Origin of the sequence: Streptomyces sp. NBC_01474, assembly GCF_035918215.1 — a bacterium.
Classification (GTDB): domain Bacteria; phylum Actinomycetota; class Actinomycetes; order Streptomycetales; family Streptomycetaceae; genus Streptomyces; species Streptomyces aureus.
The window spans coordinates 4,209,219-4,227,453 of the sequence record NZ_CP109449.1; the positions used below are offsets into that span (position 1 = coordinate 4,209,219).

17 protein-coding genes and 1 pseudogene are annotated in these 18,235 nt (G+C 70.6%); 12 read left to right on the forward strand and 6 right to left on the reverse strand.

The window, feature by feature from the left end:
* Nucleotides 1–91 precede the first annotated feature (91 nt).
* The 5 genes from OG758_RS19170 to OG758_RS19190 all read left to right on the forward strand — a co-directional run bounded on the left by OG758_RS19170 (nucleotide 92) and on the right by OG758_RS19190 (nucleotide 5,039).
* A complete protein-coding gene (locus tag OG758_RS19170) occupies nucleotides 92–1,027 on the forward strand; it encodes a cellulose-binding protein (RefSeq protein ID WP_266559998.1) in 936 nt (311 codons plus the stop codon).
* Between the two features lie 74 nt (nucleotides 1,028–1,101).
* The gene (locus OG758_RS19175) at nucleotides 1,102–2,103 is read left to right on the forward strand and encodes an ABC transporter ATP-binding protein (protein WP_326711141.1); all 1,002 of its coding nucleotides are present in this window, start codon (nucleotides 1,102–1,104) and stop codon (nucleotides 2,101–2,103) included.
* Nucleotides 2,104–2,106: 3 nt separating this feature from the next.
* Nucleotides 2,107–2,877: an ABC transporter permease gene (locus tag OG758_RS19180; RefSeq protein ID WP_326711142.1), complete on the forward strand. Its 771-nt coding sequence runs from the start codon at nucleotides 2,107–2,109 to the stop codon at nucleotides 2,875–2,877.
* 123 nt (nucleotides 2,878–3,000) lie between these two features.
* Entirely contained in the window at nucleotides 3,001–4,185 is a 1,185-nt protein-coding gene (locus OG758_RS19185) for an ABC transporter ATP-binding protein (RefSeq protein WP_326711143.1), read from the forward strand.
* Nucleotides 4,182–5,039, forward strand: coding sequence for an ABC transporter permease (locus tag OG758_RS19190; protein ID WP_326711144.1), 858 nt, complete (start codon nucleotides 4,182–4,184; stop codon nucleotides 5,037–5,039). Before OG758_RS19185 ends, OG758_RS19190 begins: the two co-directional genes overlap by 4 nt.
* Nucleotides 5,040–5,070: 31 nt before the next feature.
* Here OG758_RS19190 and OG758_RS19195 read toward each other — a convergent pair whose 3' ends face one another.
* Nucleotides 5,071–5,412 carry an ATP/GTP-binding protein gene (locus tag OG758_RS19195; RefSeq protein WP_326711145.1) on the reverse strand — a complete coding sequence of 114 codons (342 nt, stop codon included), beginning with the start codon at nucleotides 5,410–5,412 and terminating at the stop codon, nucleotides 5,071–5,073.
* A 214-nt stretch (nucleotides 5,413–5,626) separates the two neighbouring features.
* On the opposite strand from OG758_RS19195, the gene OG758_RS19200 reads away from it, so the two are divergent.
* Nucleotides 5,627–6,655 (forward strand): LLM class flavin-dependent oxidoreductase, encoded by a 1,029-nt coding sequence (locus OG758_RS19200; protein WP_326711146.1) that lies wholly within the window; start codon nucleotides 5,627–5,629, stop codon nucleotides 6,653–6,655.
* A 99-nt stretch (nucleotides 6,656–6,754) separates the two neighbouring features.
* Here the strand turns inward: OG758_RS19200 and OG758_RS19205 are convergent, their stop codons facing one another.
* Nucleotides 6,755–7,147, reverse strand: a complete 393-nt coding sequence (locus tag OG758_RS19205; RefSeq protein ID WP_116509837.1) for an SCO5389 family protein — start codon at nucleotides 7,145–7,147, stop codon at nucleotides 6,755–6,757.
* Between the two features lie 243 nt (nucleotides 7,148–7,390).
* Between OG758_RS19205 and nucS the strand changes: the two genes are divergently transcribed.
* The gene (gene nucS / locus OG758_RS19210; RefSeq protein WP_189492137.1) at nucleotides 7,391–8,062 is read left to right on the forward strand and encodes an endonuclease NucS; all 672 of its coding nucleotides are present in this window, start codon (nucleotides 7,391–7,393) and stop codon (nucleotides 8,060–8,062) included.
* 71 nt (nucleotides 8,063–8,133) lie between these two features.
* On the opposite strand, the gene OG758_RS19215 is transcribed toward nucS, so the two are convergent.
* The 3 genes from OG758_RS19215 to OG758_RS19225 form a co-directional block, all read right to left on the reverse strand.
* Complete coding sequence (locus OG758_RS19215) at nucleotides 8,134–10,707, reverse strand: ATP-binding protein (RefSeq protein WP_326711147.1); 2,574 nt, start codon at nucleotides 10,705–10,707, stop codon at nucleotides 8,134–8,136.
* 217 nt (nucleotides 10,708–10,924) lie between these two features.
* Nucleotides 10,925–11,248: an STAS domain-containing protein gene (locus OG758_RS19220; RefSeq protein ID WP_116509841.1), complete on the reverse strand. Its 324-nt coding sequence runs from the start codon at nucleotides 11,246–11,248 to the stop codon at nucleotides 10,925–10,927.
* 168 nt (nucleotides 11,249–11,416) lie between these two features.
* Nucleotides 11,417–12,265 (reverse strand): 3-hydroxyacyl-CoA dehydrogenase family protein, encoded by an 849-nt coding sequence (locus tag OG758_RS19225; RefSeq protein WP_326711148.1) that lies wholly within the window; start codon nucleotides 12,263–12,265, stop codon nucleotides 11,417–11,419.
* Nucleotides 12,266–12,609: 344 nt separating this feature from the next.
* Between OG758_RS19225 and OG758_RS19230 the strand changes: the two are divergent.
* Nucleotides 12,610–13,029 (forward strand): annotated as a pseudogene (locus tag OG758_RS19230) (ABC transporter permease); the annotation flags it as partial.
* Nucleotides 13,030–13,042: 13 nt separating this feature from the next.
* Nucleotides 13,043–13,615: a cob(I)yrinic acid a,c-diamide adenosyltransferase gene (locus tag OG758_RS19235; protein WP_326711149.1), complete on the forward strand. Its 573-nt coding sequence runs from the start codon at nucleotides 13,043–13,045 to the stop codon at nucleotides 13,613–13,615.
* Here the strand turns inward: OG758_RS19235 and OG758_RS19240 are convergent.
* Nucleotides 13,612–14,157: a hypothetical protein gene (locus OG758_RS19240; RefSeq protein WP_326711150.1), complete on the reverse strand. Its 546-nt coding sequence runs from the start codon at nucleotides 14,155–14,157 to the stop codon at nucleotides 13,612–13,614. The genes OG758_RS19235 and OG758_RS19240 overlap by 4 nt on opposite strands.
* A 171-nt stretch (nucleotides 14,158–14,328) precedes the next feature.
* On the opposite strand from OG758_RS19240, the gene OG758_RS19245 reads away from it, so the two are divergent.
* From OG758_RS19245 to OG758_RS19255, 3 genes are all read left to right on the forward strand, one after another.
* The gene (locus OG758_RS19245) at nucleotides 14,329–15,522 is read left to right on the forward strand and encodes a sensor histidine kinase (RefSeq protein ID WP_326711151.1); all 1,194 of its coding nucleotides are present in this window, start codon (nucleotides 14,329–14,331) and stop codon (nucleotides 15,520–15,522) included.
* On the forward strand, nucleotides 15,519–16,163 hold the full coding sequence (locus tag OG758_RS19250) for a response regulator transcription factor (RefSeq protein ID WP_326711152.1): 645 nt from the start codon (nucleotides 15,519–15,521) through the stop codon (nucleotides 16,161–16,163). The genes OG758_RS19245 and OG758_RS19250 overlap by 4 nt, the downstream gene beginning before the upstream one ends.
* 175 nt (nucleotides 16,164–16,338) lie before the next feature.
* Nucleotides 16,339–18,168, forward strand: coding sequence for a glycoside hydrolase family 18 chitinase (locus tag OG758_RS19255; RefSeq protein WP_326711153.1), 1,830 nt, complete (start codon nucleotides 16,339–16,341; stop codon nucleotides 18,166–18,168).
* The last annotated feature ends 67 nt before the right edge of the window (nucleotides 18,169–18,235 follow it).

Sequence of the window (18,235 nt, forward strand, 5' to 3'; positions counted from 1 at the left end):
CCAGATCAAACGGGCATCTGCTCGATGACACGCCGCTTTGACCCCTAGGATTCCCCCTATCACCTCACCGGTCTCATTCGACAGGAACCCCATGAGCGACACTTCCCCCTACGGCTTCGAGCTTGTGCGGCGTGGGTACGACCGCGCTCAGGTGGACGAACGCATTTCCAAGCTCGTCTCCGACCGTGACAGCGCTCTCGCTCGTATCACTGCTCTGGAAAAGCGCATCGAGGAGCTCCACCTCGAGACGCAGAACGCCCAGGCGCAGGTGAACGACGCCGAACCGTCGTACGCCGGTCTCGGCGCGCGCGTCGAGAAGATCCTCCGCCTCGCCGAGGAGGAGGCGAAGGACCTGCGCGAGGAGGCCCGGCGCGCCGCCGAGCAGCACCGCGAGCTCGCCGAGTCGGCGGCCCAGCAGGTGCGCAACGACGCAGAATCGTTCGCTGCGGAGCGCAAGTCCAAGGCCGAGGACGAGGGCGTCCGGATCGTCGAGAAGGCCAAGAGCGAAGCGGGCACGCTGCGCGCCGAGGCCCAGAAGGACGCTCAGTCGAAGCGTGAGGAGGCGGACGCCCTCTTCGAGGAGACCCGCGCCAAGGCCGCCCAGGCCGCCGCGGACTTCGAGACGAACCTGGCGAAGCGCCGCGACCAGTCCGAGCGCGACCTGGCCTCGCGTCAGGCGAAGGCCGAGAAGCGCCTCGCGGAGATCGAGCACCGCGCGGAGCAGCTCCGCCTGGAGGCCGAGAAGCTGCGCACCGACGCCGAGCGCCGCGCCCGTCAGACGGTGGAGACCGCGCAGCGTCAGGCCGAGGACATCGTCGCCGACGCGAACGCCAAGGCCGACCGGATCCGCTCGGAATCGGAGCGCGAGCTCGCCGCGCTGACGAACCGCCGCGACTCCATCAACGCGCAGCTCACCAACGTGCGCGAGATGCTGGCGACGCTCACCGGTGCGGCCGTCGCCGCCGCGGGTGCACCCGCGGAGGACGAGCCGATCTCGCGTGGGGTTCCCGCCCAGCAGACCCGCTGAGCAACCGCAGTCGGACGCCGAAGCCCCTTGCCGCTCCAGTGGCAGGGGGCTTTGTCCCGTTCTAGCGTTGCCGCATGATCGAGCTCGAGGGGCTGACCAAGCACTACGGCGATAAGCTGGCCGTCAACAACCTCACTTTCACCGTCAGACCGGGCATCGTCACGGGGTTCCTCGGCCCCAACGGCGCGGGCAAGTCCACGACGATGCGGATGATGCTCGGGCTCGACAACCCGTCAGCCGGCGATGTGCGCATCGACGGGAAGCACTACGCGCAGCTGAAGGACCCGCTGCGGTACATCGGCGCGCTCCTCGACGCGAAGGCCATGCACGGCGGCCGCAGCGCCTACAACCACCTGCTGTGCCTGGCGCAGAGCAACGGCATCCCGCGCACCCGCGTCGTCGAGGTCCTCGACACGGTGGGTCTGACACCCGTCGCCAGGAAGAAGGCGAAGGGGTTCTCGCTGGGCATGGGCCAGCGCCTCGGCATCGCGGGCGCCCTCCTCGGCGACCCGCGGATCCTGATGTTCGACGAGCCGGTCAACGGGCTCGACCCCGAGGGCATCCATTGGATCCGCAATCTGATGAAGTCCCTCGCGGGGCAGGGCCGTACCGTCTTCGTCTCCTCGCACCTGATGAGCGAGATGGCGCTGACCGCGGACCATCTCGTCGTCATCGGCCAGGGCCATCTCCTCGCCGACACCTCGATGTCCGACTTCATCCAGCAGAACTCCCGCTCGTACGTACGTCTGCGCTCGCCGCAGCAGGAGCGGCTCCTCGATGTGCTGCACGAGGCCGGGATCACGGTCGTCGAGGCGGGCAACGGCACGCTCGAGGTGGACGGCGGCAGCCCCGAGCAGCTCGGTGACCTCGCGGCCGCCCACCATCTCGTCCTGCATGAGCTGAGCCCTCAGCAGGCCTCGCTCGAGGAGGCGTTCATGCAGCTCACCGCGGAGTCGGTGGAGTACCACGCGCACACCGACGAACCCGGGGTGCCGCCGCCGGTCCGGCTGCCGCCACCGCCACAACAGCAGGGCTGGGGCGAGGGCTGGGACCGTACGAAGAACAAGGGAGCCTGATCCATGGCCACGACCCAGGTTCTCCGGTCCGAGTGGACCAAGATCAGGTCCGTCGCTTCGACGGTGTGGACGCTCGGCCTCGCGGCGGTCCTGACGATCGCGCTCGGCGTGCTGATCTCGATCCTGTCCAGGAACGAGTTCAAGAACATGAATGTGAGGGACCGGCTGTCCTTCGACCCCACGTTCATCAGCTTCGCCGGGATGAGTCTCGGTCAGCTCGCGATGATCGTCTTCGGTGTCCTCGTCGTCTCGAACGAGTACAGCACCGGGATGATCCGCACCTCGCTCGCCGCGGTCCCCCAGCGCGGCACGTTCCTGTTCGGCAAGGTCGCCGTGGCCACCGTCCTGGCGTTCGTCGTGGGCCTCGCCACGAGCTTCATCGCGTTCTTCCTCGGGCAGGCGGTCCTCGGCGTGCACCGGGCGCAGATCGGTGACCCGGGCGTCCTGCGCGCGGTCATCGGCGGCGGCCTCTACATGACGCTCATCGCCATGTTCTCGATGGGTGTCGCGTCGATGCTGCGCAGCCCGATGCTGTCGCTCGGCATCCTGATGCCGTTCTTCTTCCTGATCTCGAACATCCTGGGCAACGTCTCGGCGACGAAGAAGATCGGCCGGTTCCTGCCGGACCAGGCCGGCAGCAAGATCATGCAGGTGGTGACGCCGATCGACGACGACACCCCGTACGGCCCGTGGGGCGGCCTGGGCATCATGGTGATCTGGGTGATCCTGGCCCTGTTCTTCGGATATGTGCTCCTCAAGAAGCGGGACGCGTAGGGGTTCCGGGCAGCTCCAGGGGCTTTGCCTCGTCTTGGCCGGAACCGTCAGCGCCCCGATATCCTCCTAACCCTTACGGGGGCGTGTGCCCCGATGTCCTGAACCTTTCGATGGGTGCGGAGAATGATCGAGGCAGTCGGCCTGACGAAGCGCTACGGCGCCAAGACAGCCGTGTACAACCTTTCCTTCCAGGTCCGGCCGGGTACGGTGACCGGCTTCCTGGGTCCGAACGGGTCCGGCAAGTCGACGACCATGCGCATGATCCTCGGTCTCGACCAGCCGACGACAGGCCAGGTGACCATCGGCGGCTACCCGTACCGCAAGCTCCCCAACGCCCCGCGCCAGGTCGGCGCCCTGCTCGACGCCAAGGCGGTGCACGGCGGCCGGCACGCCCGTAACCACCTGCTCTGCCTCGCGCAGCTGTCCGGCATCCCGGCCCGCCGCGTGGACGAGGTGCTCGGCGTCGTCGGCCTCCAGGACGTGGCGAAGAAGCGCTCCAAGGGCTTCTCGCTCGGCATGGGCCAGCGCCTCGGCATCGCGGCCGCGCTGCTCGGCGACCCGCAGGTGCTCCTCTTCGACGAGCCGGTCAACGGCCTCGACCCGGAGGGCATCCTCTGGGTCAGGAACCTGATGAAGTCGCTGGCAGCCGAGGGCCGCACCGTCTTCGTCTCCTCGCACCTGATGAGCGAGATGGCGCTGACCGCCGAGCATCTGATCGTCATCGGCCGCGGGCAGCTCCTCGCCGACATGAGCGTGCGGGACTTCATCTCGCACAACTCGGCCGACTTCGCGCGGGTGCGCACGCCGGAGACGGAGCCGCAGCAGCGCGAGAAGCTGACGGCCGCGCTGACCGAGGCGGGCGGCCAGGTGCTGCCCGAGCAGGACGGCGCGCTGCGCGTCATGGGCCTGCCGCTGCCCCGCATCAGCGACCTGGCGCACGGCGCCGACGTACGGCTGTGGGAGCTCTCGCCGCACCAGGCCTCGCTGGAGGAGGCGTACATGCGGATGACGCAGGGCGCCGTCGACTACCGCTCGACCGTCGACCAGCGTGCCGGTCTTCAGCAGCAGCTCCCGCCGGGCGCGATGCCGCAGCAGCAGTTCCCCGCGCCCGGCCAGGGCCAGCCGGACTGGTACGCGCCGCCGCCGCCCCAGCAGGGCGGTCAGCCGTTCGGCCCGCCGCAGGCCGCACCCGGCGTGCCGAACCCGTACGCCGCGCCGCAGCAGCCGCCGGCCGCGCCCGCGGCACCCGCAGCCCCTGCCCCTGCCCCCGCCCCCGCCGACCTGAACAAGCCCGAGGACCCCCGATGACGACGCCGCCCCCGCAGCCGGCTCCGCAGGCCTACGCCCAGCAGAGTGCGCCCAACTGGCAGGGCGCGCCCGGCACTTCGTACACCTCGCCCATCCCGGTCACGCGCACGCACCTGGGGCACGCGCTCGCCTCGGAGTGGACGAAGATCAAGTCCGTGCGCTCCACGCTCTGGACGCTCGGCATCTTCCTGTTCCTGGTCCTCGGCGGCGGCCTGTTCGTCTCCGCGCAGACCGAGGACCTCACCTACCAGGACCTGCCCTTCACGTTCCCGGCCTTCATCGGCCTGCTGCTCGGCCAGATCTGCCTGATCACGCTGGGCGTCCTCGTGACGTCGTCGGAGTACGGCACCGGCATGATCCGCACGACGTTCACCGCGTCGCCGCAGCGCTACCGGGTGTTCGCCGCCAAGATCCTGGTGTTCTTCGCGGTCGCGTTCGTCGTCTCCGCGGGCTCCATCCTGCTGGTGGGCCTGCTCACGTCGTCGATGCACAGCGGCCCCGAGGCGGCCGACCTGAGCTGGGGCGGCACGGTCCTCAAGGGCGGGCTCTACGTGTCCCTGCTCGGCGTCCTCGGCCTCGCCGTGGGCTCCATGCTGCGGCATTCGGCGGGCGCGATCACCGCGATGCTCGGCATCGTGCTGCTGCCGTCGATCCTGCCGGTCTTCCTGATGATCTCGCGAAGCACGCGGACGCTCGGCGAGAAGATGCAGGAGTACAACGCCATCAACGCCCTCGCCAAGATCTTCGGCGCTGACGACGGGAGCACGGGCGGGTCCCAGGTGTGGCTGCTCGTCGGCGTCACGGCCGCGGCCGTGGTCGGCGCGTTCGCGCTGCTCGAGCGGCGCGACGTGTAGAGCTTTCAGCCCCGGGAGCTTGTCAAGTCCCTTAGTAGCGAGGCGCGTTCCTGGACCGCTGCACCCGTGTGGTGCGGCGGTCCTTCGCGTTCCAGCAGGCCTTGTGCCAGTGCCGGCGCTCGTCGACGCCCGAGTGCTCGGGCCAGGCCACCACGTGCGCGACCCCGGAGGGGATCTCCTGGTCGCAGCCGGGGCACCGGTACGTCTTGCCGGCTGCGCTCGCGCCCGCGACCTGGCGCACGCTCCACTCCTCGTCCTGCCACCTCTCGGTACGCTCGAATCCGCCGTAGCGGCTGCCCTGCTCCTCGTCCGGTGTCTTGCTGGACGGTCGGCCGCCGCGACGGGGCGACGTCTGGTTTCGGCGCGGGGACACCGGCTCTCCTCTAGGACTTGTACAGGTGCCTGCACAGGGACTGGGGCTCACGTCCAGCGTACGCGGACGCCTCCCGGGTACCCGCACACAGTCACACCCATGAGTTCTCCGGAAAATCTGCCAATCTCCATGGCAAGCCGTGCCCTTGGCACTTGTCAGCCGTTAATGCCGGTAGGGGGAGTGCCGCGTCGGTGCCAAGAAAGGCAGGAGTGCGATGCGCGTAGGAACTTTTGTACTGGCGGCCCAGTTCCCCGGCCAGGGACAGGGGGAGGCGCTGCACCGGGCGGTGCGGTCCGCCGAGGTGGCCGAGGAGGCCGGGCTCGACTCGGTCTGGCTGGCGGAGCACCACTTCGTGCCGTACGGCACCTGTCCGTCCGCGGTGACGCTCGCCGCGTTACTGCTCGGCCGCACCCGGCGCATCCGCGTCGGCACGGCGGTCAGCGTGCTGCCGACCGCCCACCCGGTTGCCCTCGGCGAGCAGGCGGCGCTGCTGCACCTGACCTCCGGCGGTCGCTTCTCGCTCGGCGTCGGCCGCGGCGGCCCCTGGGTGGACCTGGAGGTCTTCGGCTCGGGCATCGAGGCGTACGAGGAGGGGTTCCCGGAGTCCCTGGACCTGCTGCTGCGCTGGCTGCGCGAGCCCCGTGTCGAGGCCGAGGGGGAACGGTTCGGCTTCCGCGAGGTCGCCGTGGTCCCGCGCCCCGACGAGGCGCTGAACTCCCCCGACGGTCCCGAGGTGGTGGTCGCCTGCACCTCACCGAAGAGCGTGCGCCTAGCGGCGGAGCGCGGCCTTCCGATGCTGCTCGGCATGCACGCCGGGGACGAGGAGAAGGCCGAGATGGTCTCCCTGTGGCGCACGCACGCGCGGGCCGCCGGCCACAGCCCGGAGGAGATCCGCGCCGCGGCGCACGTCTCGGCCGGAGTGGCCCAGATCGGCGACCGCGGGGCGCAGGCGCGGGAGACGCTCCTCAAAGCGATGCCCGGCTGGCTGAAACAGGGGCTCGACGCCCATGTGACGGTGGACGGCCGCACGCGGTCCATGCGGGACCCGGTCGCGTACACGGAACTGCTGTGCGGGCTGCACCCGGTGGGGACTCCCGAGCAGTGCGCGGACCGGCTCGCGGCGACCTCGGCGCGCACGGGCATCACGCGGTTCGCGCTGCTCGTCGAGGGCTCCGGAGATCTCGCGGCCACCGAGGAGAACGTGCGCAGGCTGGGCGCCGAGGTACTCCCCCAGCTGCGCTGAGACGCGTCACTGCCGTGCGGCCCGTAGTCCGCCGCCCCGTACTTGTGCACCTCCCGCGTACGGAGCGGCAGACCATCCGATTTCGCCCTCAAGCGGCTGTCAGCAATCCCTGAGTTCAGGGGACTGGTTCAACAGCTGGTTGCGGGCCGAGGTGAAGCGGGCCAGCGTGCCGTCCACCGACGGGTCCTGTGGGAACACCGCCAGACGGTGACAGTTCTGGAAGGCCAGCCGTACACCGAAGTGCCGCTGCAGCGCGCCACGAATCGCGTCACTCGCGAGCGCACGCAGCAGCTGCCCACGTGCCTGCTCGTCCGGCGGAGGCGTCTGGTTGTCGGCGAAGTCTCCGCCATCGACCTTCAGCTGGGCCACCAGGGAGCTGATCATCTCCCATGCGTAAGGCAGGGAGGTCCGGACGCAGTCGACGAAGTCAGCTTCGTCGACCTCGCCTCGCTCGGCCTGTTCCAACAGTGCCGGTGAGACGTCGAGCGACATGGGTTCTCCTCTCGCACCCCCGCGGGGAGCGGGGGCTGACGGGCAGGTAAGGAGCGCGCGACGACGTACGACCACGAACACGCTGCGTACAGGCGTCGCGACCTCCCGCTTATACGGTAAGCAACGTGCGGGGCCCGCAACAGGGGATCGCAGGCACAGTCGGTCCACAACCGGCCAATAACGAACCCGTCAGTTCCAGGGCGAATCGCGTGGACCACTGGTCGTCGAGTAGCGTTGCCGACCATGCGTCTCGTCATCGCCCGCTGCTCCGTGGACTACGCGGGCAGGCTCACAGCCCATCTCCCGTCGGCTCCCCGCCTGATCCTCGTGAAGGCGGACGGCAGCGTCTCGATCCACGCGGACGACAGGGCCTACAAACCCCTCAACTGGATGTCCCCGCCCTGCACCCTGAAGGAGGGCACGGGCGACGACAGCGGCACCTGGACCGTCATCAACAAGGCGGGCGAGAAACTCATCATCACGATGGAGGAAGTCCTCCACGACTCCTCGCACGAACTGGGTGTGGACCCGGGCCTCATCAAGGACGGCGTGGAAGCGCACCTCCAGGAGCTCCTCGCCGACAGGATCGACACGCTCGGCGAGGGCTACACGCTCATCCGCCGCGAGTACCCGACGGCGATCGGGCCCGTCGACATCCTGTGCCGGGACGGTGACGGCGCGACCGTGGCCATCGAGATCAAGCGGCGCGGCGAGATCGACGGCGTGGAGCAACTCACGCGCTATCTCGAGCTGTTGAACCGCGACCCGCACCTCGCCCCGGTGCGCGGCATCTTCGCCGCCCAGGAGATCAAGCCGCAGGCCCGCGTCCTGGCCACGGACCGCGGCATCGGCTGCACGGTCCTGGACTACGACGCCCTGCGCGGCATCGAGGACGACAAGCTCCGCCTGTTCTGACCGTCAGGCATGACTGAGGGCCGGGTTCACAGGAACCCGGCCCTCAGTCATGTGCTGCGTACGTACGGCCGTCAGATCGTCGCCGAGGCGCCCGGCCCGCCGGGCGAACCCGGCGCGCTGTCCGCCGGGCTGCTCATCGCGGAGCTGCCGCTCGGCGCCGGACCACTGGCCGAATCCGATGTGCCCGGGGTCGACGGCGTGGTGGACGGCGACTCGGGCGACGACGGCGGCGGGGAGCTCGTCGGGGGCTTGGACGTCGGCGGCTTCGACGTCGGAGGCTTGGAGGTGGGCGGCTTGGTGGACGGCGACTTCGACGTGGTCGGCTTGTCCGACGGCTTGCCGGAGGGCTTGTCGCTCGGCTTGTCCGACGGCTTGCCGCTCTCGGACGACGGCCCGGTGCTGGGCGTCGGGTCGTCCGACGTGTTCGGGATGCCGTCCTTGCCCGGGTCGGCGGGCCGCTGGGTGGAGCCCGCGTCGTCACCGCCCTGGTCCGCCTCGTCGGCGCCGATGCCGCCGCCGTCCTCGCCCTGCGAGGCCGACGGGTTCACGTTGACGCTGTCGGACGGGGTGTCGTTGTTCGACGTGGCACCGAGCGTCACGACGGTGCCGAGGACCGCCGCGAGGAGGGCTCCGGCGCCCGCGGCCACGAGGTTGCGCCGCGTGCCGGTGAGGACGGCACGACGGGCCCCGCCGGGCTTGGTACCGGTACCGGGCCCGGCCTGCCGGGAAACCAGCGTGTCGGGCTCCGGGAGCGGCGGCGCGGGCGGCGCGAACGCGGCCGGCACCCCGCCGGGGGGCGACGCCGATTCCTCGTAGCGCGCGGCGGGGACCTCTTCGCCCGCCGCCGTACGCCCGCCGGGGAGCGCGCCGCCGGAGCGGTCCGCGACCAGGGCGAGGGCGCGGCGGCCCGCGATGGTGCCCCGCTTGTCGGCCAGCGCGCCGCGCAGGGCGATGGAGGCCTCCAGCTCGGCACGGGCCCGGTCGAGCTGCCCGCCGAGCAGCGCGAGGATGCCCAACTCGTGGTGGAAATAGGCTTCTTCGGCCACTTCGCCGGAGAGCCGCGCGACCTCCTGGCCGGCCCGCAGGCATCGTTCCCACACGGTCCAGCTGAGCCCGGCGGCGAACGCGGGCGCGGCGGTACGGGCGAGCAGCACCGCGACGCTGCCCTCCTCGTCCGGACCGGCCGGCGTCGTGACGGGGACGAGTACGGTCAGCGCGGCGAGCAGCGCGTCGGCCTCGGCCGCGACCCGCTCGGGCCCGACCGAGGGATGTCCGGCCCACCACGCGTAGTGCTGGGCGGCGGTATGCGCCCGGCCGTCGGTGTCGTCGGCGTATCCCGCGGTCGCCAGCTGCTCCTGCACGCCGGAGGCCAGGCGGTAGCGGCCGCCGACCGGGGTGACGAGGGCGCAGCCGACGAGTTCGGCGAGGGCCGCGTCGGCGTGGGTGTCGCCCACGAGGGCGGGCAGGTGGGCCTGGTGCGGTATCTCGCCGCCGAGCGCGACGGCGAACCGCAGGGTCGCTCGGGCCGATTCGCTGAGCCGGGACGCGAGCAGGGCCGCGGGCGCGGCGCCGTCGGCGAGCGAGGGCAGCGGCACGTCGTGGCCGTCCTCGGCGTCGAAGGGCGCGTCCACGGGCGGGGCGCCGGGGCCTCCGAAGTAGCCGAACTCGTCGAAGGCGTTCGGGTCGGCGCGCAGCTGGTCGCGCTGGCGCAGGAGCGCGCCGGCCTGCACGAAGCGCAGCGGGAGCCCCTCCGACTCGAACCAGAGGTCGCCGGCCCAGTTCGCCTCCTCGTCCGTGAGGACGCGGCCGACGGACCGCTCCAGGAGTTCGAGGCCGCCGCCGCGGCCGAGGCCGCCGAGGAAGACCTCTTCGAGGTGCGAGTCGGCGGACGGCGCGGCGACATCGGGTGTGGCCGCGACCAGGAAGGCGCACTCGGGCGTCGCTTCGAGGAGCTCGTCGAGCGCGGCACCGCCGAACTCGAGGTCGTCGAGGACGACGACGGCACCGATGTCGTGGACGAGTTCGAGGAGCAGGGCCCGGTCGGGGCGGTGCAGCGGCGCGTTGTACACGGCCGCGAAGAGGTCGTACACCAGGTCGTTCGACGAGCGACGGTGTCCGGAGAGCCGGACGACGCCGTCGGGCGCGATGTCCGCGCAGTCCTCGGCGACGGTGTCGAGCAGCGCGGTGCGCCCGGAGCCCGAGGGTCCGGTGAGCCGCACGGAACGCCCGCGCGCGAGAAGCCGGACGAGCCGCTCGTGCTCCTCCTGGCGCTCCAGGAGCGGCAGCCGGGGCAGCGGGGGTCCGGCCGGCAGCGGCGGACGGGCGGCGCGGGCCATCTCGGCGCGTTCCGCCGGTGCGTACTTGACGGGCCGCTCCGGCCGCTCCCCCGGCGGGCAGGGCTCGATCTCGCTGCCGTCGACGGGGTTGACGGTGAGCAGGAAGTCGCCGGACACGAGCTGCACGGTGCGGGCGAGCCCTTGTGAGGGCTGGCCGAAGTCAGGAGTGAGGGGATCCCTGGGCGGGCGCGGGCGGCTCGCCCGGGCGTCGCGCTCGTCGTCGTGGTGGCCGCGGTCCGCGCGGTCGTAGGGATCCCCGCCGTACGGATCGTGCCCGAAGTCTTCCGGTCCCCGGTTCATCGGGTCCATGGTCAAAGCCCCCCAAAAGCGTGGTGTGCCGATGCCCCTCCCGGCCTGTGCACACTGCGCTGTCGCTTCTGGTCCGGTGCCCGCGAGTGGGTGCGTCGATCCGCGGGCGACCGAACCCTAGACCTGGCTCAGTATCGCCGAACAGCCGGGGTACCGCGCCGCCCGAGACGTCACAGTCTCGTGAGGATTGTGGGCGCTGCATACCGGAACGCCCGATTCATACCCTGGGCAGTGATTCGACCCCGATGCCGCCCTCGATGGCGAGGATCCGGTGCAGTCGTGTCGCCACCAGGAGGCGCTGCATCTGGGGCGGCACACCCCGCAGCACGAGCCTGCGGCCGCAGCGTCCGGCCCGCCGGTGAGCGCCCATGATGACGCCGAGACCCGTCGCGTCCCACGAGTCCAGCTCTGACAGGTCGAGCACCAGGTCGCCGACGCCGTCGTCGAGGGCCGTGTGCAGGACCGTACGGGCGTCCGCCGCGCTGCGGACGTCGAGGCGGCCCCCGACGACCAGCTCGGCATGGTCGCCCCTGATGTACATATGCGCTCCCCGAGAGTGCTTGTGTGCCGTGATTCCAGTGGTCTCTGTGTCGTACGGCGATCTGGGTATGTCACTGCAACTGACTGGCGCGGGGGCGCAGAAGTTGCCGTCTGTAAGCGAACCGATACCGAATTCACCCCGTGGGGTTACCCATGGGGTGGCGAGGGATCAGTGCTTGTAGAACCCCTGCCCGCTCTTGCGCCCGATGTCACCGGCGTCAACCATCCGGCGCATCAACTCGGGCGGGGCGAACTTCTCGTCCTGGGACTCGGTGTAGATGTTGCTGGTGGCGTGCAGCAGGATGTCGACGCCAGTGAGGTCGGCGGTGGCGAGCGGCCCCATGGCGTGGCCGAAGCCCAGCTTGCAGGCGATGTCGATGTCCTCGGCGGTGGCGACGCCCGACTCGTACAGCTTGGCGGCCTCGACGACGAGGGCCGAGATCAGCCGCGTGGTCACGAAGCCGGCGACGTCGCGGTTGACGACGATGCAGGTCTTGCCGACCGACTCGGCGAACTCCCGCGTGATGGCGAGCGTTTCGTCGCTCGTCTTGTAGCCGCGGACCAGCTCGCACAGCTGCATCATCGGGACCGGCGAGAAGAAGTGGGCGCCGACGACGCGCTCCGGGCGCTCCGTGACGGCCGCGATCTTCGTGATGGGGATGGCAGAGGTGTTCGACGCGAGCACCGCGTCCTCGCGGACGATCTTGTCGAGCGCCCGGAAGATCTCGTGCTTGACCTCGAGCTTCTCGAAGACGGCCTCGACGACGATGTCGGCGTCGGCGACCGCGTCCAGGTCGGTGGTCGTGGTGATGCGCCCGAGCGCGGCCTCCGCGTCCTGCGCGGACAGCTTGCCCTTGCTCACGAACTTGTCGTACGAGGCCTTGATGCCGTCGGTGCCACGGGCCAGGGCGGCGTCGGTGACGTCGCGCAGGACGACGTCCCAGCCCGCCTGCGCCGAGACCTGGGCGATTCCGGACCCCATGAGTCCGGCTCCGATGACGGCGAGCTTCCCTGCCACTGTGCGACTCCCCTTACCCGCTGACCGCGTACCACTTGCAACTGACAGCTAACCGCTGTTCACGTATCTCTCCGGCGGACATTAGCGTCCGTGAGGGGTCGTGGGGCCGCGAAGTAATACGCGTCACGTCTCGAATGACGGACATCACACCGGACGGGCCATCAGGCGTCGCCTACGGCGTAGTTGAGCACCGGCTCGCCCAGAAGACCCTCCATCTCGTCGAGCAGGCCCAGCGCTTCGCGGGACACTTCCCCGGCCGGCCTGGCCTTGATCATCCCGGCGGCGATACGGGAGAGCAGCGTCGTGCGGACCCAGTTGATCTGTCCGGCCATCAGCTGTTCGTCCTCCAGTCGGTACTCCTCGTCCTCGTCCTCGCCGCGCTGGTGATGGGACTGCGGGCGCCGCCGGCCGGGGTGCTCATCGGGTTCACGTGCGTCGCGCTCCTGACCGTCGCCCTCGGCTCGATGTCGTACACGGTGGCCATGAAGGTCGACAAGCCGCAGGAGTTCGGCCCGGTCGTCAACGCCGTGTCGATGCCGTCGATGCTCCTGTCCGGGCTGATGCTGCCGATGGCACTCGCGCCCGGCTGGCTCGACGTCCTGTCGCACTTCATGCCGCTCCGCCATGCGGTCGACGCGATGCGCGACGCCTGCGTCGGCCACTACGCGACGGCGCACATGCCGTACGGGGTCCTGGTCGCCCTCGCCCCGGCGGCGCTCGCCGTGACGGTCGGCACACGTGGCTTCCGCAGGGCGGCCGCGTAACTACGCTGACCCCATGGTCAATCTGACGCGCATCTACACCAGGACCGGCGACCAGGGCACGACCGCCCTCGGCGACATGAGCCGGACCGCCAAGACCGATCTGCGGATCTCCGCCTACGCCGACGCCAACGAGGCCAATGCCGTCATCGGCACTGCGGTCGCGCTCGGCGGGCTGGTCGAGGAGGTCGTGCAGGTCCTCGTCCGGGTCCAGAACGACCTCTTCGACGTGGGCGCCGACCTGTCGACGCCCGTGGTCGAGGAACCGAAGTACCCGCCGCTGCGCGTCGAGCAGTTCTACGTCGACAAGCTGGAGGCGGACTGCGACCGCTTCAACGAGCGGCTGGAGAAGCTCCGGTCCTTCATCCTGCCCGGGGGCACGCCGGGTGCGGCGCTGCTGCACCAGGCGTGCACCGTGGTCCGCAGGGCCGAGCGCTCCACCTGGGCGGCGCTCGAGGCGCACGGCGAGTCGATGAACCCGCTGACCGCGACGTATCTGAACCGCCTCTCCGACCTCCTGTTCATCCTGGCGCGCACGGCGAACAAGGAGGTCGGGGACGTGCTCTGGGTCCCGGGCGGCGAGCGCTAGCGGTCGAGGGCGGGCGCCTTCTTCGGGAACAGCGTGTAGCTCAGCGCGATCACGAGGTTGAGACCGATCACGAAGAGCATCTTCTGCTGCCACATCCGCAGCGAGCCGATGTTCCCGTCGGCGCCCACGTACCAGACGGCGCCCTGGAGCAGGGCGAGCGCGACGGCGCAGGCGAGGATCCAGCGCGCGGCCGTCCGCCACTCGTGGGCGGCGCGCGCGGCCCCGTACCTCGGCGGCTTCACCGGGGGCGCTCCCCCGGCGAACCGGTGGGCGACGCGGGCGTCCACCCACGTGACGGTGGAGTGGCCGAGTCCCACGGAGAAGCCGATGTAGACGGCGGCGAGGCCGTGTTTCCAGTCCGGTTCGGCCCCGTTCTTGAGGTCCATCGCGGTGACGACGAACAGGACGACCTCCAGGAGCGGCTCGCACAGCAGGACGCCGACGCTCGTGCGCGGCATCCTCGCCACGTAGCGCAGGGCGAGTCCCGCGGCGAGCAGCACCCAGAAGCCGATCTCGCAGGCGACGATCAGCGTGACGATCACGGCGGGCTCCTCGGGACGGGCTTGGGGTCTCCTTCCAGCGTCCCGTCGGTACGGCCGCCGATCGTCGTCGGTGGTGACGAATCGGGACTGCATCCTTCGATGTACGTCGGTCGCGCAGGCCCGCCCGCCAGGTGCAGGCGCCGCCCCCGTCCGGCCGTATTCAATGGGGGCATGCCCCTGCCCCTGCCCCGCCCGCACCGCGACGACGTCCGTATCGCGGCGGTCGGCCTGCTCGGCGGTCTCCTGCTGTGGGCGCTCGGCCTGACCAACAGCCAGGGCTGGCGGGTCCTCGGCGACGGCTGGCTGCTGGTGCCGCTCTGCGCGATGGCGGGCCTGGAACTGCTGCGCAGGACCGCGCCCCAGACCGCCCTGGTCCTCGGCACCCTGGTCCTGATCGCGGACCAGTTCACGCTGGGCAGCCTCGCGACGACGCTGATGTTCACCGACCTCGTCTACGCGGCCGTCCTGTACGGCACCCCGGCCGCCGCCCGCCGCATCCCGGTGACCACGGCCCTGATCACCATCGCGGTGACCCTGGGGTTCCTGGCCTGGTTCCGCAGGCCGGAGGCGCTCCTGATCGGGGTCGTGACCGGCCTCGTGTCGTTCGCGCCCGCGGCCACCGGCGTCCTCGTACGCAACCACCGGGAGGCCGCCGAGTCCGCGCGGCTGCGTGCCGAACAGACCGCGCTGCTCGCCGAGATGGACCGCACGCAGGCGGTCGTCGCCGAGCGGGCCCGGATGGCCCGCGAGCTGCACGACATGGTCGCCAACCATTTGTCCGCGATCGCCATCCACTCCACGGCCGCGATCTCGCTCGACGATCCGAGGACCACGCGGCAGGCACTCACCGTCATCCGCGAGAACAGCGTGGAGGGCCTTGCCGAGATGCGGCGCCTCATCGGCATCCTGCGGGACGACAGCGGCGACTCCCGGGGCGAGCCCGTCGCCGCGCCCACACTGGACGGACTCGGCGCCCTCGTCGAGCAGTCCCGCACCAACGGCCTCGACGTCGCGCTCACCGTCGGCGCCGGCGTCGGCGGCCTGCCCGCGCCGATCGAGCTCGCCGCGTACCGCATCGTGCAGGAATCCCTCACGAACGCGCTCAAGCACGCGTCGCACGGCACCGTCTCCGTGGCCGTCCACCGCACCGACGGGGCCCTGACCGTGCGGGTGACCAGCCCGTACGGGGATCTGGACGGCCCGCGCGCACCCGGCTCGGGCGCCGGGCTCATCGGGATGCGCGAGCGCACCGCTCTGCTGCACGGCCTGTTCGAGGCGGGTCCCGAGAGCGGGCCCGACGGCAAGATCTGGCAGGTCAGGGCCGAGCTGCCCGTCGACCCCGCTGACGAAGGAGTGTCCGAGTGATCCGCGTGCTCGTCGCCGAGGACCAGTCCGCCGTGCGGGCGGGGCTGGTCCTGATCCTGGGCAGCGCCCCCGACATCGAGGTCGTCGGGGAGGCGGCGGACGGCGAACAGGCGGTGGCGACGGCGCGCGCACTTCGGCCGGATCTCGTCCTCATGGACATCCAGATGCCGCGCCTCGACGGCGTCTCGGCGACCCGTCAGGTGGTCTCCGAGGGGCTCGCGGACGTGCTCGTCCTGACGACGTTCGACCTCGACGAGTACGTCTTCGGGGCGCTGCGCGCGGGCGCCGGCGGGTTCCTGCTGAAGAACACCGAGGCGAAGGACCTGATCGAGGGGGTCCGCACGGTCGCGCGCGGTGAGGGGCTGATCGCTCCGGCGGTGACCCGCAAACTCATCGCCGAGTTCGCGGCGAAGCCCGTACGCGCGGAGCCGGGGCCCGCGCCCGCGGGGCTCGACACCCTCACGCGCCGGGAGCGGGAGGTGCTTTCCTGCCTCGGTGACGGCTTGTCGAATGCGGAGATCGCCATGCGTCTGGGGATGGCGGAGGCGACGGTGAAGACGCACGTCAGCAGGTTGCTCGGGAAGCTGGAGCTGCGCAGCAGGGTGCAAGCGGCCGTCCTGGCACAGGAGTTGGGGCTGTGAGGGGCCGATTCCTGTAATTGGTTTAGACCTTGACCGCTGGTCCAGACCTTTCTATTCTCACGGCACTGCGGTGAGCGCAGCCATGCACATGACCAGCACGGCGATGCTCACGGGCGGCGCAGGGTTTTACCCCCGTCATGTCCCCCGGATACCACCCGAGGAGCACCCCTTGCGCTTGAGACTCAGACAGAGAGCCGTGGCAGGCCTCACCACCCTGCTGCTCCCGGCCGCCGCCCTCGTCGGCCTCGCCACCCCCTCCCACGCGGCCGCCGCCGCGAGCACCGCCACCGCGACCTACGCCAAGACCCAGGACTGGGGCACCGGCTTCGAAGGCAAGTGGACCGTCAAGAACACCGGTACCACGGCCCTCAGTTCATGGACCGTCGAGTGGGACTTCCCCGCCGGGACCAAGGTGACCTCCGCCTGGGACGCCACCGTCACCAACTCCGCCGACCACTGGACCGCCAAGAACGTCTCCTGGAACGGGTCGCTCGCCCCCGGCGCCTCGGTCTCCTTCGGGTTCAACGGCTCGGGCCCCGGCGCCCCCTCCGGCTGCAAGCTCAACGGCGCCTCCTGCGACGGCGGTGACGTCCCCGGCGACGCGGCCCCCTCCGCGCCCGGCACCCCCACCGCCTCCTCCGTCACGGACACCTCGGTCAAGCTCGCCTGGACCGCGGCCACCGACGACAAGGGCATCAAGAACTACGACGTCCTGCGCGACGGCGCCAAGGTCGCGACGGTGACCGGGACTTCGTACTCCGACACCGGGCTCACCGCCGGCACGGACTACTCGTACACCGTCCAGGCCCGTGACACAGCCGACCAGAGCGGACCGGCCTCCGCCTCCGTCAGGGTGCACACCACCGGCGGCGGCACCGACCCGGGCCTCGGCGGCAAGGTCAAGATGGGGTACTTCACCGACTGGGGCGTCTACGGCCGCCAGTACTTCCCGAAGAACCTCGAGACCTCCGGCTCCGCCGCGAAGGTCACCCACATCAACTACGCCTTCGGCAACGTGCAGAACGGCCAGTGCACGATGGGCGACTCGTACGCCGACACGGACATGGCGTACACGGCCGACAACTCCGTCTCGGGCGTCGCCGACACCTGGGACCAGCCGCTGCGCGGCGCGTTCAACCAGCTGCGCCAGCTCAAGGCCAAGCACCCGAACCTGAAGATCATCTGGTCGTTCGGCGGCTGGACCTGGTCCGGCGGCTTCGGCCAGGCCGCGCAGAACCCGGCCGCGTTCGCCGACTCCTGCTACAAGCTGGTCGAGGACCCGCGCTGGGCCGACGTCTTCGACGGCATCGACATCGACTGGGAGTACCCCAACGCCTGCGGTCTGTCCTGCGACACCTCGGGCCAGGACGCCCTGAAGAAGCTGGCGTCCGCGCTGCGCGCCAAGTTCGGCTCCAGCAACCTGGTGACGGCGGCCATCACGGCCGACGGATCCACCGGCGGCAAGATCGAGAAGAACGACTACGCGGGCGCGTCCCAGTCCTTCGACTGGTACAACGTCATGACCTACGACTTCTTCGGCGCGTTCAACGCCCAGGGTCCGACAGCCCCGCACTCCCCGCTCACCTCGTACCCCGGCATCCCGCAGCAGGGCTTCGACTCCGCTGACGCCATTGCCAAGTTGAAGGCCCAGGGCGTCCCGTCGAGCAAGCTCCTGCTCGGCATCGGCTTCTACGGCCGCGGCTGGACCGGCGTCACACAGAAGGAGCCGGGCGGCACCGCGACCGGTCCCGCCGCCGGCACCTACGAGCAGGGCATCGAGGACTACAAGGTCCTCAAGACCAAGTGCCCCGCCAACGGCACCATCGCCGGCACGGCCTACGCGTACTGCGGCAGCGACTGGTGGTCCTACGACACTCCCGCGACCATCAACTCCAAGATGACTTGGGCCAAGAGTCAGAACCTCGGCGGCGCCTTCTTCTGGGAGTTCAGCGGTGACACCACCAACGGCGAGCTGGTGACCGCCATCGACGGCGGCCTGAGGTAACAGCGCCGGGCCGCACATGACGGAAGCCGGGTGAACGGGGCCGCCCCCTGTTCACCCGGCTTCTCCA

What these genes read in the sequence shown, in the direction of transcription:
- OG758_RS19205 (WP_116509837.1), bottom strand. Translation starts at nt 7,147, where the DNA reads ATGTCGCTCGACGTCTCACCGGCACTGTTGGAACAGGCCGAGCGAGGC.
- OG758_RS19175 (WP_326711141.1), top strand. Translation starts at nt 1,102, where the DNA reads ATGATCGAGCTCGAGGGGCTGACCAAGCACTACGGCGATAAGCTGGCC.
- OG758_RS19245 (WP_326711151.1), top strand. Translation starts at nt 14,329, where the DNA reads ATGCCCCTGCCCCTGCCCCGCCCGCACCGCGACGACGTCCGTATCGCG.
- OG758_RS19185 (WP_326711143.1), top strand. Translation starts at nt 3,001, where the DNA reads ATGATCGAGGCAGTCGGCCTGACGAAGCGCTACGGCGCCAAGACAGCC.
- nucS (WP_189492137.1), top strand. Translation starts at nt 7,391, where the DNA reads ATGCGTCTCGTCATCGCCCGCTGCTCCGTGGACTACGCGGGCAGGCTC.
- OG758_RS19200 (WP_326711146.1), top strand. Translation starts at nt 5,627, where the DNA reads ATGCGCGTAGGAACTTTTGTACTGGCGGCCCAGTTCCCCGGCCAGGGA.
- OG758_RS19170 (WP_266559998.1), top strand. Translation starts at nt 92, where the DNA reads ATGAGCGACACTTCCCCCTACGGCTTCGAGCTTGTGCGGCGTGGGTAC.
- OG758_RS19235 (WP_326711149.1), top strand. Translation starts at nt 13,043, where the DNA reads ATGGTCAATCTGACGCGCATCTACACCAGGACCGGCGACCAGGGCACG.
- OG758_RS19180 (WP_326711142.1), top strand. Translation starts at nt 2,107, where the DNA reads ATGGCCACGACCCAGGTTCTCCGGTCCGAGTGGACCAAGATCAGGTCC.
- OG758_RS19190 (WP_326711144.1), top strand. Translation starts at nt 4,182, where the DNA reads ATGACGACGCCGCCCCCGCAGCCGGCTCCGCAGGCCTACGCCCAGCAG.
- OG758_RS19215 (WP_326711147.1), bottom strand. Translation starts at nt 10,707, where the DNA reads ATGGACCCGATGAACCGGGGACCGGAAGACTTCGGGCACGATCCGTAC.
- OG758_RS19220 (WP_116509841.1), bottom strand. Translation starts at nt 11,248, where the DNA reads ATGTACATCAGGGGCGACCATGCCGAGCTGGTCGTCGGGGGCCGCCTC.